Origin of the sequence: Azospirillum sp. (genome assembly GCF_035628975.1) — a bacterium.
GTDB lineage: Bacteria > Pseudomonadota > Alphaproteobacteria > Azospirillales > Azospirillaceae > Azospirillum.
In genome coordinates this window covers 1-21,895 of record NZ_DASPIS010000030.1, presented here as the reverse complement: position 1 = coordinate 21,895, position 21,895 = coordinate 1, and the positions used below count along the sequence as shown (strand labels likewise).

Below are 21,895 nucleotides of genomic sequence, written 5' to 3'. Positions count from 1 at the left end.
AACGGACGTAAGACGATGACGCCGGATCAGGCCGAAAGCATCTACCGCCAAGGCCTGATCGCTGCGCAGGCCGGCCGCTGGGCCGAGGCGCAGGAACTGATTGCCCAGGCCATCACAGCCCGCCCCGGCGTCGCCGTCTGGTGGGCCACCTACGGGCTGGTGCTGGAAAGCCAAGGCGATTTGCCGGCTGCGGTGCAGGCGTTCGCCGGGGCGCTGAACCTCGACGGCGATCTCGCCATGGCAATGGATGGCCTGCTGGCGGCGGCGGAAAAGCTGGCCGTCGCCGGCCATGTCGCTCTGGCGGAGGGGTGCTACTGCCGGGCGCTGGCGCTCACCCCTGCTACGCCAGCCGCTCTGGTCAAAGCCGGCGCCCTGCTGTGGTCACAGGGAGTTGACCCGGCGGGGCTGCTTCGCCGCGCCGCGTTGCTTCGGCCGGCTGTCTCTGATTGAACTGTCGCCGAAACCCGTTTCAGCCCAGGTCGTCGTAATCGTCGTCCCGGTCGTCGTCTTCCTCCGCTTCCGCGGCGAGGCGGCGCTGGTTGGCCAGCATGTCGAGCGCGCCTTGCAGGATGTAGGCGGCGGCCATCTTGTCCACCACCTCGTCGCGGCGCTTGCGGGTCATGTCGGCCTCGCCGATCATGAAGCGCTCCACCGCCGAGGTCGACAGCCGCTCGTCCCAGAAGGCGATCTCGGCCTCCCAGCCCAGCAGGTCGGGGCGCTCCAGCAGGTTCTTGGCGAAGGCGCGCACCGATTCGGCCCGCGGCCCCTCCGTCCCGTCCATGTTCAGCGGCAGCCCGACCACCAGACCGCCGATGCCGTAGTCGCGGATGGTCTTGCCAAGCTCGCGCGCGTCCTGGGTGAATTTGGTCCGCTTCAGCGTGCCGATCGGGGATGCGACGATCAGTCCCGGATCGGCAACCGCCAGCCCGACGGTCTTGGTGCCGACGTCAAGGCCAAGCAAACGTTGGTTTTTGCCCAGGCGGGCAGCGAGTTCGGAGAGGGTGTGGATCATCACCCGACCATAGGGCCGCAGCCTTGTCACCGCAAGATCGCTTGAGTTGTTGTTCAAGATACTTATTCTTCTAATCATGAGCTGCGCATCGACCCCGCCCATCCTGTCGCACCGGCCGCTTGCCGACGGCGACATCCCGACCATCTGCGGATTCCCCCGTAGCGCGGAAGAACTGTATTTCCTGTTCCCGCGCGCGGTCTGGCCGCTGACCCCGGATCAGGTCCGGGCCACGCTCGGCACCCGCCGCGACCCGACCGTCGTGACCCTGTCCGAAAACGGGCGGGAACGGGTCGTCGGCTATGCCAACTATGCCACTTTCGAGGACGGCCGGACCGCCAGCATCGGCAATGTCAGCGTCGACCCGACCCTGCGCCGCCGCGGCATCGCCGAATATCTGGTGCGGACGATGATCGGCCGCGCCTTCGACCACCACCACCTGCCCGAACTGACCCTCTACTGCTTCAACACCAACACGCCGGCCCTGCTGCTCTATGCCAAGCTCGGCCTGACGCCGATCGCGCTGGAGACGCGGGTGACGCCCTGGGGCGACCCGATCGCGCTGTTCAAGCTGCGCATGGACCATGCCAGCTGGCAGTCTGCATCGCGCATCGCCGCCTGAGCGTCCACTTGCTTGATCATTCGGCCGCTGGCGCCCCGGCCCGTGCGGAGTATAGTCGGTCATCCCATCGACGGAGCGGACGGATGAGCAGGACAGGGGTGGGTGCGAACCGGCGTGCGGTGCTGACCGGGCTGGCTGCCGGCGGTGCCGGCCTTTTCGCGGCCGGTGGGGCGAGGGCGATCACGGCCCAGCCGCGGTCCGACTATGGCGCCATGCTGGATGTGGCCTGCGGCGCCAGCGCCGACCACAAGCGCCAGATCGCCGCGGTGGAACGCGCGCTTGGGCTGGCGTTGCCCGATGTCCGGGTGCTGCAGGTGCTCCGGCAGACCTCCTGCCGGTCCTGCGGATGCCCCCTGGCGCTGGTTGCCGGCCCTGCTTCGGGAAATCCGGACGCCTTCTGAGGGGTCGCGGGCCGCAAACGTTGCGGTGCGCGTGCGCGGGTGATAGCTTCGCGGCCGATTTCCAATGTTTTGGAAGAGAGTAGAGGCATGTCGCTCGACAAGGCCACGGTGGCCAAGATCGCGCATCTGGCCCGCATCAAGGTGCCGGACGAGGAACTGGAATCCCTGGCTGGGGAACTGAGCCAGATTCTGACCTTCGTGGAACAGCTCAACGAGGTCGACACGAAGGACGTGCCGCCGATGACCAGCGTGGCCGCGCAAAAGCTGCGCCGCCGCAAGGACGAGGTCACCGACGGCGGTTACGCCGCGCAGGTCCTGTCGAACGGTCCGGAAACGGCCGAAGGCTTCTACGTCGTGCCCAAGGTGGTCGAGTGATGACGGCGCTCACGCATCTGACGATGGCGGAGGCCCTCGACGGCCTCGCCAAGAAGGAGTTCACCGCGGTCGAACTGACCGAGGCGCATGTGCGCGCGGTCGAGGCCGTGCGGCCCTTCAACATCTTCATCACAGAGACCCCCGACGCCGCCCTGTCGATGGCCAAGGCCAGCGACGAGCGCCGCGCGAAGGGCGCGGCCGGGCCGATGGACGGCCTGCCCATCGCGGTGAAGGACCTGTTCTGCACCAAGGGCGTTTCGACCACCGCCGGCAGCCACATCCTGGACGGCTTCAAGCCGGAGTATGAATCCACGGTCACTTCCCAGCTGTGGCGCGACGGCGCCGTCATGCTGGGCAAGGTGAACCTGGATGAGTTCGCCATGGGCTCCGCCACCATCACCGCCCATCAGGGCGAGACGGTCAGCCCGTGGAGCCCCGGTGCGCCCGGCGCCTGGGACAAGAAGATCGTCGCCGGCGGCTCGTCGGGCGGTTCCGCCGCGGTGATCGCCGCGCGCGCCGCGCTGGGCGCCACCGGCACCGACACCGGCGGCTCGATCCGCCAGCCGGCCGGCTACACCGGCACCGTCGGCATCAAGCCGACCTACGGCCGCTGCTCGCGCTGGGGCATCGTCGCCTATGCCTCCTCGCTGGACCAGGCCGGGCCGATGACCCGCACGGTCGAGGATGCGGCGATCATGCTGCGCTCCATGTGCGGCTTCGACCCGAAGGACTCCACCTCCGTCGACATGCCGGTGCCGGATTTCCGCGCCGCGCTGACCGGCGACATCCGCGGCCTGCGCGTCGGCATCCCGAAGGAATACCGGGTGGAGGGCCTGTCGCCGGAGATCGCCGCGCTGTGGGACCAGGGCATCGCCTGGCTGAAGGAGGCCGGTGCCGAGCCGGTCGAGGTCAGCCTGCCGCACACCAAATACGCGCTGGCCGCCTACTACATCATCGCGCCGGCCGAGGCGTCGTCCAACCTCGCACGCTATGACGGCGTCCGCTACGGCCTGCGGGTCGAGGGCGGCAACCTCAAGGAAATGTACGAGAACACCCGTGGCGCCGGCTTCGGCAAGGAAGTGCAGCGCCGCATCCTGATCGGCACCTATGTGCTGTCGGCCGGCTATTACGACGCCTACTACAACAAGGCCCGTCAGGTGCGCACGCGCATCAAGTGGGACTTCGACGAGGCGTTCAAGAGCTGCGACGTCATCCTGACGCCGACCGCCCCCAGCACGCCCTTCGCCATCGGCGAGAAGATGGACGATCCGGTGCAGATGTACCTGAACGACGTCTTCACCGTTCCGATCAACCTCGCCGGCCTGCCGGCCATGTCGGTCCCCGCCGGCCTGGGCGCCGACGGCCTGCCGCTCGGCCTGCAGTTGATCGGCCGCCCCTTCGACGAGGAGACGCTGCTGCGCGTCGGCCATGTCGTCGAGAAGGCCGCCAACTTCACCGCGGTTCCGCCCTTCATGGCGTGACGCGGGTGCGTTGAATGCGAAAGGGCCGGCTCGCAGGAGCCGGCCCTTTTCATTTGTGATTGAGCTTTGGCAGGAACAAATGAGTTCGCAATGGGACGATGATCCCCTCTCCCGTGATCGGACCGGCCTTCGGCCGGCCGAGAGCGGGGGAGGGTTAGGGAGGGAGCTTCGTAAGCCGACGCCTACCCATCAAGCCCCGCCGATCCCCTGCACATAGCTCTCGCCGGTCTTCGGATCGATGTTCTCGCCCGTGCCCGGCGTGCCCGGCGGTGCTTCGTCCTTGTCGCTCATCGGCTCGACCGCCGGCTTCACCGGGATCGGCTTGGTGGCGGGACGGTCACCGCCGGCCCGATCATTCTGCGGCATATCGGACGTCTTTTCCTCGGCCATGGCGGCATTCTCCCTCTGGTGGACGCTTCACCCTCACCAACAGACCGCCCGCCGCTTCGTCACCCCCGCCGCGCTTATTCCGCCGCTTCCAGTGCGACCCGTGCCAGTTCCAGCAGCTTCTTGTCCACCTCCTCCTTGTCGTAGCCGGGATTGTCGGCCAGGGAGTCGCGCAGCCGCATGGTGATGAATTCACCGGTATGGTGCTTCTCGTAGAGGCGGACGTCGCCCAGGGCCTTGGCGACGCGGTGCAGCCGATCGCGATCCATCATGCTCTCCCATCCTGGTCACTCATGTCGTTCACTGGCGTGCCAACAGCCGGGCCGCCGCATCATTCCTGTGCGTTGAGTTCCCCTTGCGCCGTACTGCGCTTGGATGCCGGAACAGGATGCGCCTTTCGGGCGTCCCTGTTCATGGCTGCAATCACCGGCGACTGGGGGCGACTGTATGGACCCGGGACACGATCAACGGCGAGAACTGCTCACCCGCGTGCGCCATGTCGTGGAGCATTACGAACGCCACAGCACCGCCGGCCCCGCGATCATGCGCGGCGTCCGCTACGACCTCGCGGTGCGGGCAACCGACCTGAACGGCGACGGCTGCCTGTTCCCCGCCTGCACATGCGTCAAGGCGGACTGCGCCGAACGCAAGGGCTGCGCGCCGCCCGATGTCGGCGTCTGGATCGAACAGGCAAAAAAAGAAAACCGCCCCCGGCGCGAACCGGGAGCGGCTTTCGAATGATGCGTGACCAACCGCGGCGCCCGTTGCCGGACGCCGCGAGGCAACATCAAACCGAGTAGTACATCTTGTACTCGATCGGGTGCGGCATGGTCCTGAAATCATTGGATTTTTCCCACTTCACGGCTTAAGCCGCGCCCACAGGTACACCGGGGAGGTACACCGGAACGGCCTGTCGGCGCCCGTGGGTGAGGGCATCCGGTGCTTCATGTCCAACGTCGGGGCGATGGGTTCAGGTGGCGGCGCAAGGTGCCTGAGGGTCTGCGTTCGCGGTTTGTTAAGCGGGAACTGGTGGTGTCCTTGCGGACCAAGGATCGCGCTACGGCCATCGTCAGGGGACGGCGGCTGACCGCGGTTGCCGACAGGTTGTTCGTCAGCGCCATGACCGATACCGCCCTCACCACCGACAGGATCAACGCCATTGCCCGCGATTGGCTGGCGAAGGAACTCGACGCGGCGGAACGCGACTTGGAGAAGGTCAGGGCAGGGGAAACCCTCTATGCCGCCCCCGATCCCGAGATTGAGCCGATCCAGGCCGACTTGACACTCCTGTCCGACTTGATCGGGGACAGCCGGGAGGCACTGGCCGTCAACGACTACAGGCAGATTGAGGTTGTGGCCGATGAACTCTTGGCCGCAGGCGGGCTGTCCGTGGATCGGGCAAGCGATGCCTATGGGCGGTTTTGCCGCACTCTCCTTCGGGCACAGGTGGAGTTGCTGAACCAGACCAAGGCCCGGCGGGTTGGCGACTATGGGCACCCCGGCCGTGATCCGCTGTTCGCCCTGCCGCCCGCGGCGATTGCCGCAGCCCCGCCGGTTGATCGCACACCCCAATCCATGTCGCTGGCGGAGTTGGTGGAAGTCTACGCCGAAGCGAAGGTCAGGGATGGGGAATGGAAGGGCCGCACCCTCACCAACACGAAGCCGAAGCTGACCCGGTTTGCCGAAATCCTGAACAACAAGGCGGTTGATGACCTCACTCGGGATGATGTCCGTGACTGGCGCGATGCGCTGGCCGATATGGAGTTGTCGAACAACACCATCATCCAGAACTTCAAGTACGTGAACGCTATGCTCAATTGGGCGAAGATCGAGGGGAAATGCACCATCGACAGCCCGTTGAAGGGACTGGCGCCCAAGGCGGATGACGCTGACCGTGACGCCTACACCCCCGCAGACCTGAAGGTGCTGTTTCACTGTCCGCTCTACACCGGCCATTGGCGGGCGGATCGGCGGGAGAGGCCCGGCAGCGTTCTGGTGAAGGACCATAAGTTCTGGCTGCCCCTGATTGCCCTGCATTCGGGCTTGCGGGCTGAAGAGGCGGCGAAGCTGAAGGTGACGGACCTGCGGCAGATCGAGGGCATCTGGTGCTTCTCAGTGGAAGACACCAAGACGGCGGCAGGAACGCGCATCGTCCCGGTGCATCCACGGCTGATCCGGCTTGGCCTGCTGTCCCACCATGAACAGGTGTCCAAGAAGGGCGTCGGTCCCCTGTGGCCCGAGATAAAGCCGAGTGCCGATGGGCGCTATAGCGAGAAGTTCTGTGCGTGGTGGTCGCACTTCAGGCACTTGGTTGGGCTTGGCCGCTCCGGTCTGAAGTTCCACAGCTTCCGTCACACCTTCATATCCAGTTTGCAGGTCGCCGGGGTGCCGGAAACACTCAGCGGGCAGCTTGCCGGCCATGTGGTCAATGTCGGCATCACCTACGGCGTCTATGGCGGAAAGCTACTCTCGGCACCCGAACGCTTGGCGCTGATCGAGAAGTTGGATTTCGGCGTTGACCTCTCGCATCTGGAACCCGCCGGGTGATAAGGGCAGAGAGAAATCTACAGAGGCCCTGCGTGAAAGAAGGTCGGAACAACAACTGGGAGAATGACCTTTAGCCCTATTCTACAAAAGTGAACTTTGGGAAGCGGGGCGGAGCACGGGGAGTCACTACTCTTGAAATTGGACCCTTTAAACCTTTGGTCGAAAGGAGTAGTTTGTCGCTTTCGGATTAGCCACACGAGGCTGTTATGGCGCAAATAACTGTTGAGCAGCGACGCTTCCTCGCAGAGCAGAAGATCCCGCTGAGTATCGTATTTGATGCAACAGGAATGAAAACTGCTGACTACAGAATAGTTATGAAGCAGCTAGGAAAGCATTTTGCTTACGGAGTTACTCCGTGTCAAAAGGGCGGACATTCATTAAAGTCTCGCTCTGGGCAATGTATCCAGTGCAATACTGCCAACATCGCATTTCAACTAAGAAACTACAAAAATGGGTTTGTTTACTTGGCTGGATCTCCATCTATAAAGATACTTAAGGTGGGAGTGACATCGGATCTTGAGGCACGCATAAGAATGCTCAACCATTACCGATATGGTGAAGCTGGAGATTGGGAATACCTGATATCAACTAAAACGGAAAACGCCGGAGCCGCAGAGAGTAAGGTTCATTCACTGCTAGGCGCTTATTCGATCGATGGATACTATTACAGAGAAGGGCGCAGAACTCAGTGCTATGAGCTATTTCGCTGTAGTTACGTTACAGCTAGGTCTGCATTGACTGATACAGTACCTGAGAGAAATTATAAAATACACTCGTTAGAAACTCGCTCTCAGAAGATATATTGGTAAAGTATGGCTGTTTTTTTATTCTATGCTGCTGTCCATCCGCTGTAGATAGGCTTGGGCTAACAAAGCATGGGGTCGGCACCAAGGATGCGGTAGACGCTCGCACGGCCGATCCCGAGTCGCTTGGCTATCTCACTGGCACCCACACCTTGCGCCTTCAGGGCCATCACGTCTTCCGCCTTGGCCTGTGCCGTGGGCTTCCTGCCCTTATACTTCCCCTCAGCCTTGGCCTTGGCGATGCCCTCGCGCTGGCGTTCAAGCATGATATCCCGCTCAAATTCCGCCACGCCACCAAGCATGGTCAGCATCAGCTTGCCCGTGGGGGTGCTGGTGTCGATGCCCATGTTCAGGATGCGCAGGGATGCGCCCTTGGCCTTCAGGGCGTCGAGGATCGTCATCAGGTGGGCGACAGAGCGGGCCAAGCGGTCGAGCTTCGTCACCACCAGGGCATCCCCTTCCCGGATGAAGTCGAGGGCAATGGCAAGCTGTTCCCGGTTCGCCACGTCCACAGAGGATACCTGTTCCTGAAACAGCCTCTCGCATCCTGCCGCCTGAAGGTCACGGACCTGTGCCTCAATGCCGGCCTTCTGGTCGAGGGTGCTGGTGCGAGCGTAGCCGATCAACATGGCCTGTTCCGTCCCAAGTGTCTCAATGAACCCTTAGATGTTATTGCCTCATTGTCTCAAAAATGCAAGAGGGTACTTTATTGGGGCAGCTTAGGCGTGGGCGTGAGACGGTTCGCTAGGGCACGGCCTATTGGGACTGGAATACCCTCAGAGGTTGGATGGGAATGCAGCGCCGTTACGCTTTTGCCGCGTCGCTCAAAATGATATGCTTATGCAATTTTGAGGTATGGCCATTCATTGGGGGGAACTTTGAAGCCAACGAAGAAAGGTATAACCACTCGCTCTATCTACTATCGCCGCCTGACAGACCCACTTGGGGTGCTTAATGGCGCTACGCTTGAGAGCAAACTGCGGGAGGCTTTGGACGAGACACATGCCTCCGGTGCTGGGAAAAGCGTTCTAAATCGCTCCCTTGATGGAGAGCGCACTTACGCGCTGAACTTTTATGAACCCAAAACCACTGCTAATGGCTCAACGTTCTTCTTCGGGGAAATCATTGCTTACGAACGTGGGGCACACCAATCCTACATAGAGCACAATTCAAACGCGAGATGGTTTTCAATATCTCAGATGCCGCCAGGAGAAAACAAGAGCTGGCTTGACTCTGTTATGTACTTCATTGTTAAAGGTAACAATGTGGTTGCTACGCAGTCAACTCATGTTAGATTTCAAGAGCTTCAGAGTTATATTCGATGGCTTCTGTGTTTTCATACAAAAGTACTTCCAAATGATTTCAAAGTCACTCTTAGTGAAAAAGCGGACTCCAGCGTTACTGGCGAGGATTATGAAAAAGTAACGAGCATACATATAAAAGATCCAAATTCTTCAATAAAATCTACTTCTGAGATGTTTACGGCGGAGCAGAAGAGATTGCGCCTTGACCCTCAGTCTATTAACGACTTTTTCTGGGCATTGCTTAGGGGTGCTAAAGAGGTATTTTCTTCATCCGAAAACTCAGCCGATATTGACTACAAGATGCTGAGTAAAAACTTCGGACTGCGACCGGATCTTACCTTCCGTATTGACCGAGCATTTGATAAGAAAAATCAAGCCAGCGCCTCTACATTGGCTAATTTTCTAATGCAACTTCCCGATGATTTTGTAGAATTTGGCATTCCAGGCGGGACGATATCGAACGGAAAATTAAAGCTCGTTTCTGATGAGAAGATACAAACCATTGTAGGCGCTAATCGTCTCGATCCTGAAAGCGCAGCTAGGGTTCTCTATGGAGTTTATACCTCTTGGGTGAATAATAAGCGGATACCAGCGCTGTAGGGAAGCGATGAAAACTGTATTATTTAGGGCAATGATATCGTTATCCGCCGCGTCGTTTGCCTATTATTTTCTCTCTGCGGAGGTGTTTGATTCAGCAACCAGCGGCATACTTTCAGTGTTCTCAATCCTTGCTGGCTTGGTGGCGCAAAGCATGGTCTTTACTGCCATGCTCGTTTCTCCAGAAAAACTACCTATTACTAAAGCAAAAGCGCTGAGATTGGCTCTAGAACGTCAGCAAAAATTTTGGCTGAAGCAATTTCGGATATATATGTGCGTATGCGTCGCGATGTTGCTATGGATACTAGCAATCAAGCAATGGGAGGATTATATAAAACATGGTGAAACCGGAAAATATTTCATGGCTATAAACATATTTATTGTGACTTATGGTGTCGTTAGCGCATTTTCATTTCCAAAAAGAGTCATAGGTCTTCAGAGGCTTCGATTTGATGTGATGGAGGATGAGATTAAGTCTGTCTAATAGAGAAATTAGCGCAAACACGTTGGTGAGTGCAAAAAGAAAGGGGAGGAACCCGAAGGCCCTCCCCTATGTCACCCTCTGCCCGCCTGCTGTTCAAGGTACAGACACGCTAGGACCGTTTCCCGGCTGATCCGGGCCTCAGGCTTCTCACGGTCGATGTACGAGCGGCGGCTAATGCCTAAAGCATCGGCTGCGGCTGCCTGGGTCATGCCCATGCGCCCACGCCATACCTTCAGGTCTTCGGGTGTCCACTCGGGAACCTCTGGGGTGCCTGCCATTAACTCCATCCTCTCAAATGCATTACTAGAATTGGAAAGAGGTCTTCCGCGATTTGCCTCCGACCTCGACAATGCCGAGTTCGCCCAGCGCCTCACTGAAAGCCGGATGCTCGCGAACATCCTTGTTAAAGTTCTCGGGCTTCATACCAATTGCCTGTGCGACTTGCTTGAACCGCACCTTGGCACCTGCTTGAACGACCTTCGCCATTTCCGACAAGTAGGTAATCGCTTTTGCGACATACCCAGTCAACCTTAGCCCTTCGGGTCGCCATGGCGTCACTCTCGCACCTGGGAACGCTTCTACAAGCGCCCCTTGGAAGTCATGGCGGCTGCTGCCGATGACATAGGCGTTGGTGGGCGGGCAACCATCACCCTCACAGCGACGCACAGAAGCCCGGCAGAGGGCCTGTAGGAGATGGTGCATCGTTTCCCCCATCTTCACCCGCGCCAGCGCCTCAGCGCTCACACTGGCGTCGGATGCCCTCTGATCGGCAACGGATCGCTTCAGGGCCTCATACTGGGCGTCGCTGTAGAACAGCGTACCGGCAAGGATCACGTTCGGCCGATCCACGTAGGCGTTGGTTGCCATGTGATTGCCCCACGTCAGGAAGGCTACATCCACGTCGGCCCCCTGTAGCTGCTGGCGAATCAGTCGTTCGTAATCTCCGCCGGTTGGGTGGGGCTTGTGGACGATGACCAACCAAGGTTCCTGCGGCTTGGTCAGTACCATGCGGGCGACCTCCTTACACAGTTCATCTCCGTGGTTAGAGAAGGAGGATTTCCCGCCGCCCTTGTCCCACAGATGGACGGTGAGGTTGTCGTACCGCTTCACAGCCGGGCGGAGTTTCACCAGTAGGCCGCGGGCTTCCATGTCGTCATAGGTGGCCCGGACACGCCCCGACGCATCAAGGATGAGCATGGGGGCCATATCAGGGGGAAGGCTGTCGCGATAATCGACCAAGGCCCATCCGTCCCTGTTACCGCATCGGACGCTGACTGTTCGCCCCGACAGGTGCCAAAGGTCGGCCGCGGCATCCTTCAGCCTTGTGGGTGCCCTCCGCCCCATTGCCCGGATCACCTTCGGAAGACCTATGCCGAACTCCGCCTCGAAGTCAGGAATGGTGTAGGTGCTGTTGTCAGGTAGCCCCTCGACCTCATTCACCGTCGCCATGATCCGGGCGCGCAGGTCCGGGTTGATGGTGGACAGGGTTTCCAGCAGGCCAGCAATGGTGTTGGTGTTCAGCACCACGGCACGGGCGGGGAGGAACGACTCATCCCACACCCGGACGGCCCTTGGCTTGCCCTGGTAGAAGAAGGCGGAAGCATCGGACAGCCGACGGCCCCTCATCCGCTCCAAACGCTGGTGGGTCGTTACCAACACCTGCGCCTCTTGGGGCACCGGATGCCCAAGGGCGTTCACCTCCTTCTTGCCGGTCATGACGGCAACAGCGTTAGACGGCAGCGCTCCGAAGGCGTTCATGCCCTGTACGAAGCTGCGGACCTCTTCCAGCCGACCAAGGCAGATCAGCACCCCAACACCGGCATGGGCGGGGGAGCGGACAAGGTTGCGGACAAAGGCGTAGAGGGTCTGTGTCTTGCCTACCCCTGGGTCCAGGGACGAGAGGTGGAGGGACGGACGGGCTGTACCGTTTGCCATCGCCTCCATAGCCTTGGCCTGATCGGACAGCGCTTCCCACATCAAGGGATTGGGGCTATGGCTGACCGAAGTGAAACACTCCTTCAAACAATCAATCGTGATAGTGGAGAGCGAAACACATTCATGGTCTGTAGGGCACGGCATTGCATTGTCCGCAGCCGAATTGGCTGGGAGAGCGATAGGTTCCATGGTTTTCCTGTTTGGGATTGTGATTGAAATTAGAGGGGAAGCTTCTCTTCTTCTTTAATAGAGGCGTCCCCCTTGTTTTAGCTTTAGCGCTTCAAGTAAAATTTCCTGCCACTTCCAGCGCTTACCAAACACCTTTGATCCGAAGATCAGTCAGGATGCGAAGAAGGTCCTCTTTCGGTGTGTTGGAAAACTGTTCTTCCAATTCCCGGAAAATGGCTTCTCGTTCCTGAAAAGCCGAAGCCTGTGCCTTCAGACATTCTTCAAACGTTCTGGCTTCTTTTTCGGCGTCGGTAAGGTCGTTGTTCGGGCGCAGCTTGTGTGCCTGCTTGACCATGGCTTCAGCCGCCATTCCGAACCGCTCGGCTGTCTGGGTCAGCTTGTCCGCAGCCACATCCCGTTCATGCTCCGCTCCCCGCTCGGCAAGAGCATGGATGCGCAGGACGTGATCCGCATCACGATGGGTGAACTCGGGGGCAGGATCCTTGGTACGCTTGGTTGCGAACGTCTGAAGGAAGGCGTCAATGCCACCGTCAAAAGTGCGGAGGTCCGCATCTTTGGACAGCTTGGCAACACGCATATAGGCGGTGGCTTGGCGGTAGCTGAGGCGGCAGTGTGCCTGCACCCAATCCTTGAACGTCCCGTGCGGGCACAGGCCCTTGGCCTTCACCAATGCCTCACCGGCCCGCTTCGCCTCCAAGAGCATCCCCTTGGCGTGGTTGTGGGTCTGGGCGTGAGCATCGTTCACTTCGCGGGCCAGGAAAGGCAGGTCTACGGTGATGGTCGGCAGCATGTTTTGATCCCTCAGAGTCGGAGTTTCTCCCTAAGGGTGGGTGAATTAAACGCCGCCAATGTTGCGACGGCGAAAATTTATCAATTAGAAGTGTGCAGGGAGCTTGTTGGCTACTAGATACGGTATTCTGGTCGTAAAATCGGACCTAACTAAGCCGACTTTGGGAAGCGGTGCCGGAGAGCGGCGCTTGGGCATCGGTCGGAGGGTAAGACGGTTGAGTAGGAAGCCGCCAACATCAACCGCATCGACCTTTACCCCTCATTTGTGAAGCGGGATTTCCAGAGGGGCCGGGGTCTGCTGGTTCCATCTGGAGTCCCACACCTCCCTCCCGCTGATCCATGGCCCACAGGGAGCCGCAGTAACGCCAGCTGATTCGTTTGGGCTGGTGTCGGCTGCATCGGTAGCGGTCGGGGCAACCCGCACCAGGGCGCCCATCCGAAGGCTTTCCAGGGGCACAGAGAGAGGCGCCAGTAACCGCAAAGAAAAAAGGCCCCCTGATTTCCCAGGGAGCCTCTTGACTGGGTACACCGGGCCGGTACACCCTCCGTTTCCGAAGTGATGAAAGGCCCAGTGTTTCCAAGGACCAAATCAAACCGAGTAGTACATCTTGTACTCGATCGGGTGCGGCATGGTCTCGAAGGCCATCATCTCTTCCGTGCGGAGGTCGATGTAGCCGTCGATCATGTCCTGCGAGAAGACGTCGCCCTTGCGCAGGAACTCGTTGTCCTCGCGCAGGGAGTTCAGGGCTTCGCGCAGCGAGCCGCAGACGGTCGGGACCTTGGCCAGCTCTTCCGGCGGCAGGTCGTACAGGTTCTTGTCCATCGCGTCGCCAGGATGGATCTTGTTCTGGATGCCGTCCAGGCCGGCCATCAGCATGGCGGCGAAGGCCAGGTACGGGTTGGCCGACGGATCCGGGAAGCGGACCTCGACGCGCTTGCCCTTCGGCGAGGCAACGTACGGGATGCGGCAGGACGCCGAACGGTTGCGGGCCGAGTAGGCCAGCAGAACCGGGGCCTCATAGCCCGGGACCAGACGCTTGTAGCTGTTGGTCGACGGATTGGTGAAGGCGTTCAGCGCCTTGGCGTGCTTGATGATGCCGCCGATGTAGTACAGCGCCAGCTCCGACAGGTCGGCGTACTGGTTGCCGGCGAACAGCGGCTGGCCGTCCTTCCAGATCGACTGGTGGCAGTGCATGCCCGAGCCGTTGTCGCCGAACACCGGCTTCGGCATGAAGGTGGCCGACTTGCCGTAGGCGTGGGCGACGTTGTGCACCACGTACTTGTAGTACTGCATGTTGTCGCCGGTGCGGACCAGCGTGTCGAACTTGATGCCCAGCTCATGCTGGGCGGCGGCCACCTCGTGGTGGTGCTTCTCGACCGGAACGCCCATCTCGGCCAGGACGCTCAGCATCTCGGCGCGCAGGTCGTTGCAGCTGTCGATCGGGGCGACCGGGAAGTAACCGCCCTTGGTGCCCGGGCGGTGGCCCAGGTTGCCGTCCTCATAATCCTTGTCGGACGAATAGGTGCCTTCGTCCGAATCGAACTGGTAGGACACCTTGTTCATCTCGACCGTGTACTTCACGTTGTCGAAGACGAAGAATTCGGCTTCCGGACCGAAGAAGACGGTGTCGCCGATGCCGGCCGAGGCGGTGTAGCGCTCGGCGGCCTTGGCGATGCCGCGCGGGCAGCGGGCGTAGGAGCCGCCGGTGCCCGGATCATACACGTCGCAGAGGATGTTCAGCGTCGGCTGGGCGGCGAACGGATCCATGACGGCCGTCGTCGGGTCCAGCTTCAGGATCATGTCCGACTCTTCGATGCCCTTCCAGCCGGCGATCGAGGAACCGTCGAACATGATGCCGTCCTCGAACACATCCTCGTCGATGGTCGAGACGTGCTGGGCCGTGTGATGCAGCTTGCCGCGCGGGTCGGTGAAGCGCAGGTCCACGTACTTGACGTCGTGTTCCTTGATCAGGTCGAAGACCTTGCTGATGTCGGACATGTCTCTTTTTCCACGCTTTAAGAGGGTTGGATCCCGCTGCGTCAAGCCGCTGCCCCAGCCCCTTCGGGGCTTCGGCGGCGGAGGGCGGCGCTCGCGGCGGACGTTATCTCACGCCTTTCTTCCCCGTACAACGCGCCAACCCAAAAAGTCGCACGTTCGCCATAGGCGGCCATCGGCCGTTCGGCGAAGGGTGCGGCAGGGGCCGGCGCGAGGGGATGGGGAAAGCGGCGCATGTTGGCGGGTGCTGGTCGGAAGGGAGCCGGTTGGAAGTGCGGGAACGGGTGCGGTGCGCGATCAGATCGCGTCGGCACCCTTTTCGCCGGTGCGGATGCGGACCACTTCCTCCACGGGCGTGACGAAGATCTTGCCGTCGCCGATGCGGCCGGTATGGGCGGCCTGCTGGATCGCCTCGATCGCCCGTTCCACCAGGGAGTCTTCCATCACCACCTCGATCTTCACCTTCGGCAGGAAGTCCACGACGTATTCCGCGCCGCGGTAAAGCTCGGTGTGGCCCTTCTGGCGGCCGAAGCCCTTGGCTTCGGTGACGGTGATCCCCTTGATCCCGACCTCGTGAAGGGCTTCCTTCACCTCGTCGAGTTTGAACGGCTTGATGATGGCTTCGATCTTCTTCATGGGTCTCTCGGGTACGAGGTGCCAACGCCGGCAGGCACCGTCCACGGCACTGCCGACAGCGACGACGGTAAGCATGGAGCGTGCCACATTCGGCCGATCCGGTCCGGCGGCATCGACGCTGGTCATAAGACGGTCGGGTGCCGTCCGATGGGGCAGGGTGCTGCCGAAGGATTCAGCGGATTGAACAATATTTGTGCAATTGGCGCAAGCACTGCGCTGCCTGCGCGTCATCGAAGGCGGCAATCGGCGGCGAAAGGGGTGTGCTCCAACCCCGAAAGAAGTTTTTTCACTTTTCGCGAAAAAGGCGCTTGACCGGAAAGCCGAGGTGGAGGATAACGCGGCTCCCGACGGCGGAAACGCTGACGGTGGCGGTGGTAGCTCAGTTGGTAGAGCCCTCGGTTGTGGTCCGAGTGGTCGTGGGTTCGAGTCCCATCCATCGCCCCATCTTCCCTTTCCTTTCCCCTTAAAATCCGTTCTTCTTATCGTCCGCACGGCTTACTGGCCGTCTTGCGGGCGTTTATGCTTGTCTGCATCGTCCGTTGCGGGCAAAGACGCAGCCCAGGGGTAGAGTGGGGGCGTGCAAGTTCGCCCGCAACGGAACGCAGCGCCGGGGAGTGGGGGATGGATGAGCTTCTGTCCGTCGCAGAGATGTATCGGGCCGATCAACTGGCCATTGCCGCCGGGGTGCCCGGCCCGGCCCTGATGGAGGCCGCCGGCGCCGCCGTGGTCCGCGCGGTGTGCGAACGCTGGGCGCCGCACCCGACCGCGGTGCTCTGCGGTCCCGGCAACAATGGCGGCGACGGCTTCGTGATCGCCCGCCTTCTGCTGGAGGCCGGCTGGCCGGTGCGGCTGGCGCTGCTCGGCACACGCTCGGCACTCACAGGCGACGCCGCGGTGGCTGCAGACCGCTGGCCCGGTCCGATCGAGGCGGCCGATCCCTACATCCTCAAGGGCAATCCCCTGGTCATCGACGCGCTGTTCGGCGCCGGCCTGTCCCGGCCGCTCGACGGCCACGCCCGCGCCATCGTCGAAGCGATGGACGGGCGCACGGTGGTGGCGGTGGACGTGCCGAGCGGCCTGCACGGCGACAGCGGCCGGGTGCTGGGCGCCGCGCCCCAGGCGGCGCTGACCGTCACCTTCTTCCGCCGCAAGCCCGGCCATGTGCTGTTGCCCGGCCGAACCCTGTGCGGCGAGGTGGTGGTCGCCGACATCGGCATTCCGGAGCGGGTGCTGGACGGCATCGCCCCGCAGACCGCCGTCAACGAGCCGTCGCTGTGGCGCCACCGCTTTCCCTGGCCGGCGCTGGACGGCCACAAATATGCGCGCGGCCATGCCGTGGTTCTCGGCGGCGCCCGGATGACCGGGGCGGCGCGGCTTGCCTCGGTCGCGGCCCTGCGGGCCGGGGCCGGGCTGGTCACCATCGCCTGCCCGCAGGAGGCCTTCCCGATCTATGCCGCCGGATGCGCCAGCGTGATCATCGACCCGCTGGAGGATGACGGCGCCTTCGCCCGCCTGCTGGAGGACCAGCGGAAGAACGCGGTGCTGATCGGGCCGGGGGCGGGCAGGGGCGCGCAGACCCGCGCCGCGGTGATGGCCGCACTGGACGCCCGCAAGGCCTGCGTGCTGGACGCCGATGCGCTGACCAGCTTCGCCGAATCGGCCGACGAACTGCTCGACCGGCTCGACAAGCGCTGCATCCTGACCCCGCATGAGGGGGAGTTCGCCCGGCTGTTCGGCGACTCCGTCGGCATGGACGGCGACAAGCTGTCGCGGGTCCGCGCCGCCGCTGCCCGGTCCGGTGCCGTGGTGGTGCTGAAGGGGGCGGACACAGTGGTCGCCGCGCCCGACGGCCGCGCCGTGGTCAACGTCAACGCGCCGCCCGATCTGGCGACCGCCGGGACCGGCGATGTGCTGGCCGGCATCGTTCTGGGCCTGCTGGCGCAGGGAATGGACGGGTTCGAGGCCGCCTGCACCGCCGTCTGGCTGCATGGCGAGGCCGGGCGCGCGCTGGGCCCCGGCCTGATCTCCGACGATCTGGCGGGTGCGCTTCCCGGTGTGCTGAAGGCACTGAAGGCGCAGGCCTGAAATCCGCGAAGGGTCACCCAAGGGTGACGTTGGCGGTACTCCCGACGGCAGCGTCCACGCGCCCCCTTGCGGCGTCGGTCGGGGCGGGCCAGACTCCGGGGCATGAGCGACGCACCCGACACGACCACGCTGGATCCTGTGCCGCCGTCCCAGGTCGCGCAGCCCAATTTCTTCGACCGCGCGCTGGACAACCTGCGCACCCGCTGGCGCGAGATCGCAGCCTCGGCCCGCGGTGCCGTCGGCGCACCGCCGCGCACCCATCTGCCGCGGGAAGACGCCGAACGGCTGAAGGAGCAGATCGAGGCCTGCCTGGAATCGCGCGGCGGCGAGGTTTCGGCCCGCGCCCGCGCTGCCCAGCTCGGCCGCACCTATCTGGCGCTCGATCCCCAGGGTCGCCGGAACTTCCTTCTGATGCTCGCACGTGACTTCGACGTCGATCGCGACGCGGTGATGGACGCGATGGTGACCTTCCAGGCGGCTGCCGACCCGGTCGCCCGCGGCCATGCCGAGCGGGCTCTGCGCCGTGCGCTGGAACCGCCGCGCCTGCGCCTGCTGACCCAGTTCAACGCCCTGCCTGAAGGCGTCAAGTTCCTGGTCGACCTGCGCGCCGAACTGATGGAGATGGCGCGCGGCGAACCGCTGCTGCAGGCGTTGGAAGACGATCTGAAGAACCTGCTGCGTGCCTGGTTCGACGTCGGCTTCCTGGAAATGCACCGCATTACATGGGACAGCCCGGCCTCGCTGCTGGAAAAACTGATCAAGTATGAGGCGGTGCACGAGATCAGCGGCTGGCAGGATCTGAAGGACCGGCTCGATTCCGACCGGCGTTGCTTCGCATTCTTCCATCCGCGCATGCCGCACGAGCCGCTGATCTTCGTCGAGGTCGCGCTGGTCCAGGGCATGTCGGACAATGTGCAGGCGCTGCTCGATCCCACCGCCCCGGTCTGCGATCCGAAGAGCGCCGACAGCGCCATTTTCTATTCGATCTCCAACGCCCAGGTCGGGCTGGCCGGCATCAGCTTCGGCAATTTCCTGATCAAGCGGGTGGTCGACGGGCTGGCGACCGAATTCCCCAACATCAAGTGTTACGCCACCCTGTCGCCGATTCCCGGATTCCGCCGCTGGTTCGATCGCACGCTCGACCGCGACGGCGACGCCGTGCTGACCAACACGGAAGCCGAGCGCATTGCCGAGCGGCTGACCGAACTGGAGCAGTCCGACGATAGCGAAGCGGTGACCGAAGGCGGCGTCGGCATCGACGAATCGCCGCTGCTCGCCCGCGCCCTGTCCCGCCCCGGCTGGGCGGGGGATGAAGAACTCCAGAAACGCCTGCGCGGTCCCTTGATGAGGATGTGCACCCATTACCTGACGACGGTGCAGGAGGCGAAGGGCCATGGACGCGCCCGCGCGCAGGATCCGGTGGCGCATTTCCATCTGACCAACGGCGCGCGCATGGAGCGGCTGAACTGGCTGGCCGACCGCTCGGCCAAGGGGCTGAAACAGTCGCTGGGGATGATGATCAACTACCGCTACCGGCTGGGCGAGATCGACGCCAACCACGAGGCCTATACCGGCGAGGGGCGCATCATCACCTCGTCCACGGTAAGGTCGCTGGGCAAGGCTGGCGGCTGACGCGAACAGACCGGGCCTCACTCTATTGAGCGGGGCCATTTTGCCTGTTTGCTTCCGGCGCGCTGTGCTATAGACCGGACTTCGCCGGCGGTCCGGCGGGTGTTTGCGCACCCGTCGCGGCTGCCTTTGCCATGAACGCGGGCGTGGCGGAATTGGTAGACGCGCTGGATTTAGGTTCCAGTGACTTCGGTCGTATGGGTTCAAGTCCCTTCGCCCGCACCATGGCAACACCTTGGACCGCATGGACAACACGGATTCGGGCCGCCCGGACGGGCGCCGCCGGGCCGGAACAACGAGATAGGCTTTCGTTCCGATGAACATCACCGAGACCAGCACCGACGGCCTCAAGCGCGAATTTCAGGTCGTCATTTCCGCCAAGGACATCGAAGAGAAGGTGAACGGCAAGCTGGAAGAGCTGCGCCGCACGGTCCAGCTGCCGGGCTTCCGTCCGGGCAAGGTGCCGGTCACCGTGATCAAGCAGCGCTATTTCGGTGGCGTGCTGTCCGAGGTGCTGGAGGACGCCATCTCCGACAGCTCGCGCCAGGCGCTGAGCGAGCGCGGCCTGCGCGTCGCCCTGCAGCCGAAGATCGAAGTCGAGAAGTACGAGGACGGCGGCGACCTCACCTACAAGATGGCGGTCGAGCTGCTGCCGGACGTGGAGCCGGGCGAGTTCACCGGCATCGAGCTGGAGAAGCCGGTCGCCGAGGTCACCGACGAGTCGGTGGAAGAGGCGCTGGCCCGTCTGGCCTCGGCCCACTCGACCCAGGCCCCGGTCACCGAGGACCGCGCTGCCGAGACCGGCGACATCGCCGTGATCGACTTCGCCGGTTCCGTCGATGGCGAGGCCCTGCCGGGCATGGACGGCAAGGACTACCCGCTGGAACTCGGTGCCGGCCGTTTCGTGCCGGGCTTCGAGGAGCAGCTGGTCGGCGCCAAGGCCGGCGAGCACCGCACCGTCAACGTCACCTTCCCGGAAGACTACCCGCACGAGCGCCTGAAGGGTGCCGCGACCGTCTTCGAGGTCGACGTGAAGGAGCTGCGCAAGAACGTCCCGGCCGAGGTCAATGACGAACTCGCCAAGGAGTTCGGCATGGAGAGCCTGGAAAAGATGCGCGAAGCCATCCGCGACCGCATCAAGGGCGAGTATGACGGCCTGTCGCGCCTGCGCGTGAAGCGCCAGCTGCTCGACAAGCTGGCCGAGGCCCATTCGTTCGAGGTGCCGGCCGGCATGGTCGACATCGAGTTCGAGGGCATCTGGGCCCGCCTGCAGGAAGAGCTGAAGAACGGCACGGCCGGCGAGGACGCCAACAAGTCCGAGGACGAACTGAAGGCCGAGTACCGCTCGATCGCCGAGCGCCGCGTCCGCCTGGGTCTGCTGCTGTCGGAAGTCGGCCGCCGCAACAACATCCAGGTCACCCAGGACGAGGTGAACCGCGCTCTGATCAACGAGGCCCGCCGCTTCCCCGGCCAGGAGCGTCAGGTGTTCGAGTTCTTCAAGCAGAACCAGCAGGCGCTTGAGAATCTCCGCGCCCCGATCTTCGAGGACAAGGTGGTCGATCACATCCTGGATCAGGCCAAGGTGACCGAGAAGACCGTCAGCGTCGAAGAGCTGACGAAGGACGAGGACGAGGCTGAGGCCGCCTAACTCCCCAAAAGGAGTGGGGGCGGACTACCATCCGCCCCCAAAGGTTCCTATATGTGGTTCCGTGCCGGCAACGATCACCGGTTCAGCCAACTGCGGGGGCAGGGAAGAACACATGTACGACTTCGAGCCGAAGATGAATGCTCTGGTCCCGATGGTCATCGAACAGACCAACCGGGGCGAGCGCGCGTACGACATCTATTCCCGCCTGCTGAAGGAGCGGATCATCTTCCTGATCGGTGGCGTCAACGACGCCGTCGCCAGCCTGATCTGCGCGCAGCTGCTGTTCCTTGAGTCGGAAAACCCGAACAAGGACATCGCGTTCTACATCAACTCGCCGGGCGGCTACGTCTCGTCGGGTCTCGCGATCTACGACACAATCCAGTACATCCGCCCGCAGGTGTCGACGGTGTGCATCGGGCAGGCCGCCTCCATGGGCTCCCTGCTGCTTGCCGCCGGTGCGCCGGGCAAGCGCTTCTCGCTGCCCAACAGCCGGATCATGATCCACCAGCCTTCGGGCGGTGCGCAGGGTCAGGCCGCGGACATCGAGATCCAGGCGCAGGAGATTCTGAAGCTGCGCGCGCGCCTGAACGACATCTACGCCCGCCACACCGGGCAGTCGATCGACGTGATCGAGCAGAACATGGAGCGCGACAAGTTCATGTCGCCCGAGGAAGCCAAGGCGTTCGGCCTCATCGACGAGGTGGTCGAGCGGCGCCCCATTCCGGGCGAGAACGCCGCGGCCTGATAGCCGCGTGAACAAAATGTTGATTGCGCCGGTCCCCCTGTTGTTGAATGGCAGGGATCCGGCGCGCGACGTTGGACTTGTCGCGGCATGCTGCCGCGACAACGTAGCATTCAGGATCGGCGTCGGGGGACGTCGCTGGGATTGCCTCTTTCGATTGGGTCCCCCGGGAGCATGACGGAGTACAGATGACCAAGTCCAGCAGCGGCGATTCGAAGAATACGCTCTACTGCTCG

Annotated in this window: 23 protein-coding genes and 2 tRNA genes; 16 read left to right on the top strand and 9 right to left on the bottom strand. The window is 62.4% G+C overall.

The annotated features are described in order from the left end of the window. Positions 1–15: 15 nt before the first annotated feature. Positions 16–450, top strand: coding sequence for a tetratricopeptide repeat protein (locus VD964_RS06095; RefSeq protein ID WP_310112897.1), 435 nt, complete (start codon positions 16–18; stop codon positions 448–450). A gap of 19 nt (positions 451–469) precedes the next feature. On the opposite strand, the gene ruvX is transcribed toward VD964_RS06095, so the two are convergent. Next, positions 470–1,015, bottom strand: coding sequence for a Holliday junction resolvase RuvX (gene ruvX, locus VD964_RS06090; protein WP_414637101.1), 546 nt, complete (start codon positions 1,013–1,015; stop codon positions 470–472). 73 nt (positions 1,016–1,088) lie between these two features. Here ruvX and VD964_RS06085 point away from each other — a divergent pair, with 73 nt between their 5' ends. The 4 genes from VD964_RS06085 (at position 1,089) to gatA (ending at position 3,888) form a co-directional block, all read left to right on the top strand. Continuing rightward, entirely contained in the window at positions 1,089–1,631 is a 543-nt protein-coding gene (locus VD964_RS06085; RefSeq protein ID WP_324866606.1) for a GNAT family N-acetyltransferase, read from the top strand. Positions 1,632–1,714: 83 nt separating this feature from the next. Next, on the top strand, positions 1,715–2,032 hold the full coding sequence (locus VD964_RS06080; RefSeq protein WP_324866604.1) for a hypothetical protein: 318 nt from the start codon (positions 1,715–1,717) through the stop codon (positions 2,030–2,032). An 87-nt stretch (positions 2,033–2,119) separates the two neighbouring features. Next, positions 2,120–2,407 carry an Asp-tRNA(Asn)/Glu-tRNA(Gln) amidotransferase subunit GatC gene (gene gatC, locus VD964_RS06075; protein ID WP_014248134.1) on the top strand — a complete coding sequence of 96 codons (288 nt, stop codon included), beginning with the start codon at positions 2,120–2,122 and terminating at the stop codon, positions 2,405–2,407. Further along, positions 2,407–3,888, top strand: a complete 1,482-nt coding sequence (gene gatA / locus VD964_RS06070; RefSeq protein ID WP_324866601.1) for an Asp-tRNA(Asn)/Glu-tRNA(Gln) amidotransferase subunit GatA — start codon at positions 2,407–2,409, stop codon at positions 3,886–3,888. The genes gatC and gatA overlap by 1 nt, the downstream gene beginning before the upstream one ends. Before the next feature lie 189 nt (positions 3,889–4,077). Here the strand turns inward: gatA and VD964_RS06065 are convergent, their stop codons facing one another. Further along, positions 4,078–4,278: a hypothetical protein gene (locus VD964_RS06065; protein WP_324866599.1), complete on the bottom strand. Its 201-nt coding sequence runs from the start codon at positions 4,276–4,278 to the stop codon at positions 4,078–4,080. Positions 4,279–4,352: 74 nt separating this feature from the next. Then, positions 4,353–4,547 (bottom strand): hypothetical protein, encoded by a 195-nt coding sequence (locus tag VD964_RS06060; protein WP_324866597.1) that lies wholly within the window; start codon positions 4,545–4,547, stop codon positions 4,353–4,355. A gap of 175 nt (positions 4,548–4,722) precedes the next feature. Here VD964_RS06060 and VD964_RS06055 point away from each other — a divergent pair, with 175 nt between their 5' ends. The 3 genes from VD964_RS06055 to VD964_RS29865 all read left to right on the top strand — a co-directional run bounded on the left by VD964_RS06055 (position 4,723) and on the right by VD964_RS29865 (position 7,631). Beyond that, on the top strand, positions 4,723–5,016 hold the full coding sequence (locus VD964_RS06055; RefSeq protein WP_324866595.1) for a hypothetical protein: 294 nt from the start codon (positions 4,723–4,725) through the stop codon (positions 5,014–5,016). Positions 5,017–5,214: 198 nt separating this feature from the next. Beyond that, positions 5,215–6,822: a site-specific integrase gene (locus VD964_RS06050; protein WP_324866593.1), complete on the top strand. Its 1,608-nt coding sequence runs from the start codon at positions 5,215–5,217 to the stop codon at positions 6,820–6,822. A 206-nt stretch (positions 6,823–7,028) separates the two neighbouring features. Continuing rightward, entirely contained in the window at positions 7,029–7,631 is a 603-nt protein-coding gene (locus VD964_RS29865) for a GIY-YIG nuclease family protein (RefSeq protein ID WP_414637100.1), read from the top strand. A gap of 56 nt (positions 7,632–7,687) precedes the next feature. Here VD964_RS29865 and VD964_RS06045 read toward each other — a convergent pair whose 3' ends face one another. Next, positions 7,688–8,254 carry a recombinase family protein gene (locus VD964_RS06045; protein ID WP_324866591.1) on the bottom strand — a complete coding sequence of 189 codons (567 nt, stop codon included), beginning with the start codon at positions 8,252–8,254 and terminating at the stop codon, positions 7,688–7,690. A gap of 249 nt (positions 8,255–8,503) precedes the next feature. On the opposite strand from VD964_RS06045, the gene VD964_RS06040 reads away from it, so the two are divergent. Both VD964_RS06040 and VD964_RS06035 read left to right on the top strand, forming a co-directional pair. Then, on the top strand, positions 8,504–9,529 hold the full coding sequence (locus tag VD964_RS06040; protein WP_324866589.1) for a hypothetical protein: 1,026 nt from the start codon (positions 8,504–8,506) through the stop codon (positions 9,527–9,529). A 7-nt stretch (positions 9,530–9,536) separates the two neighbouring features. Next, the gene (locus VD964_RS06035; RefSeq protein ID WP_324866587.1) at positions 9,537–10,010 is read left to right on the top strand and encodes a hypothetical protein; all 474 of its coding nucleotides are present in this window, start codon (positions 9,537–9,539) and stop codon (positions 10,008–10,010) included. A 71-nt stretch (positions 10,011–10,081) separates the two neighbouring features. Here the strand turns inward: VD964_RS06035 and VD964_RS29860 are convergent, their stop codons facing one another. The 5 genes from VD964_RS29860 to VD964_RS06015 all read right to left on the bottom strand — a co-directional run bounded on the left by VD964_RS29860 (position 10,082) and on the right by VD964_RS06015 (position 15,555). After that, entirely contained in the window at positions 10,082–10,288 is a 207-nt protein-coding gene (locus VD964_RS29860; protein ID WP_414637099.1) for a helix-turn-helix transcriptional regulator, read from the bottom strand. Positions 10,289–10,313: 25 nt separating this feature from the next. Next, on the bottom strand, positions 10,314–12,134 hold the full coding sequence (locus tag VD964_RS06030; protein ID WP_324866585.1) for a hypothetical protein: 1,821 nt from the start codon (positions 12,132–12,134) through the stop codon (positions 10,314–10,316). A 121-nt stretch (positions 12,135–12,255) separates the two neighbouring features. After that, positions 12,256–12,924, bottom strand: a complete 669-nt coding sequence (locus VD964_RS06025) for a DUF3102 domain-containing protein (protein ID WP_324866583.1) — start codon at positions 12,922–12,924, stop codon at positions 12,256–12,258. Positions 12,925–13,512: 588 nt separating this feature from the next. Next, positions 13,513–14,922, bottom strand: coding sequence for a type I glutamate--ammonia ligase (glnA, locus tag VD964_RS06020; protein ID WP_324866581.1), 1,410 nt, complete (start codon positions 14,920–14,922; stop codon positions 13,513–13,515). Positions 14,923–15,216: 294 nt separating this feature from the next. Then, positions 15,217–15,555 carry a P-II family nitrogen regulator gene (locus VD964_RS06015; protein WP_012974531.1) on the bottom strand — a complete coding sequence of 113 codons (339 nt, stop codon included), beginning with the start codon at positions 15,553–15,555 and terminating at the stop codon, positions 15,217–15,219. A 368-nt stretch (positions 15,556–15,923) separates the two neighbouring features. Here VD964_RS06015 and VD964_RS06010 point away from each other — a divergent pair. From VD964_RS06010 to clpP, 6 genes are all read left to right on the top strand, one after another. Continuing rightward, a tRNA-His gene (locus VD964_RS06010) sits at positions 15,924–15,999 on the top strand. 177 nt (positions 16,000–16,176) lie between these two features. Then, positions 16,177–17,640, top strand: coding sequence for an NAD(P)H-hydrate dehydratase (locus VD964_RS06005; RefSeq protein WP_324866577.1), 1,464 nt, complete (start codon positions 16,177–16,179; stop codon positions 17,638–17,640). Positions 17,641–17,742: 102 nt separating this feature from the next. After that, positions 17,743–19,272, top strand: a complete 1,530-nt coding sequence (locus tag VD964_RS06000) for a malonyl-CoA decarboxylase (RefSeq protein ID WP_324866575.1) — start codon at positions 17,743–17,745, stop codon at positions 19,270–19,272. Between the two features lie 137 nt (positions 19,273–19,409). Continuing rightward, a tRNA-Leu gene (locus VD964_RS05995) sits at positions 19,410–19,494 on the top strand. A 91-nt stretch (positions 19,495–19,585) separates the two neighbouring features. Beyond that, positions 19,586–20,917 carry a trigger factor gene (tig, locus tag VD964_RS05990; protein ID WP_324866573.1) on the top strand — a complete coding sequence of 444 codons (1,332 nt, stop codon included), beginning with the start codon at positions 19,586–19,588 and terminating at the stop codon, positions 20,915–20,917. 112 nt (positions 20,918–21,029) lie between these two features. Continuing rightward, positions 21,030–21,662: an ATP-dependent Clp endopeptidase proteolytic subunit ClpP gene (gene clpP / locus VD964_RS05985; protein WP_324866571.1), complete on the top strand. Its 633-nt coding sequence runs from the start codon at positions 21,030–21,032 to the stop codon at positions 21,660–21,662. The last annotated feature ends 233 nt before the right edge of the window (positions 21,663–21,895 follow it).

Bases quoted from the DNA above. Each gene is read 5' to 3' on its own strand.
- VD964_RS06000 (WP_324866575.1), top strand. From the start codon at position 17,743: ATGAGCGACGCACCCGACACGACCACGCTGGATCCTGTGCCGCCGTCC.
- VD964_RS06080 (WP_324866604.1), top strand. From the start codon at position 1,715: ATGAGCAGGACAGGGGTGGGTGCGAACCGGCGTGCGGTGCTGACCGGG.
- VD964_RS06025 (WP_324866583.1), bottom strand. From the start codon at position 12,924: ATGCTGCCGACCATCACCGTAGACCTGCCTTTCCTGGCCCGCGAAGTG.
- VD964_RS06045 (WP_324866591.1), bottom strand. From the start codon at position 8,254: ATGTTGATCGGCTACGCTCGCACCAGCACCCTCGACCAGAAGGCCGGC.
- VD964_RS06035 (WP_324866587.1), top strand. From the start codon at position 9,537: ATGAAAACTGTATTATTTAGGGCAATGATATCGTTATCCGCCGCGTCG.
- VD964_RS29865 (WP_414637100.1), top strand. From the start codon at position 7,029: ATGGCGCAAATAACTGTTGAGCAGCGACGCTTCCTCGCAGAGCAGAAG.
- gatC (WP_014248134.1), top strand. From the start codon at position 2,120: ATGTCGCTCGACAAGGCCACGGTGGCCAAGATCGCGCATCTGGCCCGC.
- VD964_RS06060 (WP_324866597.1), bottom strand. From the start codon at position 4,547: ATGATGGATCGCGATCGGCTGCACCGCGTCGCCAAGGCCCTGGGCGAC.
- glnA (WP_324866581.1), bottom strand. From the start codon at position 14,922: ATGTCCGACATCAGCAAGGTCTTCGACCTGATCAAGGAACACGACGTC.
- VD964_RS29860 (WP_414637099.1), bottom strand. From the start codon at position 10,288: ATGGCAGGCACCCCAGAGGTTCCCGAGTGGACACCCGAAGACCTGAAG.
- VD964_RS06055 (WP_324866595.1), top strand. From the start codon at position 4,723: ATGGACCCGGGACACGATCAACGGCGAGAACTGCTCACCCGCGTGCGC.
- tig (WP_324866573.1), top strand. From the start codon at position 19,586: ATGAACATCACCGAGACCAGCACCGACGGCCTCAAGCGCGAATTTCAG.
- VD964_RS06030 (WP_324866585.1), bottom strand. From the start codon at position 12,134: ATGGAACCTATCGCTCTCCCAGCCAATTCGGCTGCGGACAATGCAATG.
- VD964_RS06095 (WP_310112897.1), top strand. From the start codon at position 16: ATGACGCCGGATCAGGCCGAAAGCATCTACCGCCAAGGCCTGATCGCT.
- VD964_RS06015 (WP_012974531.1), bottom strand. From the start codon at position 15,555: ATGAAGAAGATCGAAGCCATCATCAAGCCGTTCAAACTCGACGAGGTG.
- VD964_RS06005 (WP_324866577.1), top strand. From the start codon at position 16,177: ATGGATGAGCTTCTGTCCGTCGCAGAGATGTATCGGGCCGATCAACTG.
- clpP (WP_324866571.1), top strand. From the start codon at position 21,030: ATGTACGACTTCGAGCCGAAGATGAATGCTCTGGTCCCGATGGTCATC.
- gatA (WP_324866601.1), top strand. From the start codon at position 2,407: ATGACGGCGCTCACGCATCTGACGATGGCGGAGGCCCTCGACGGCCTC.
- VD964_RS06085 (WP_324866606.1), top strand. From the start codon at position 1,089: ATGAGCTGCGCATCGACCCCGCCCATCCTGTCGCACCGGCCGCTTGCC.
- VD964_RS06065 (WP_324866599.1), bottom strand. From the start codon at position 4,278: ATGGCCGAGGAAAAGACGTCCGATATGCCGCAGAATGATCGGGCCGGC.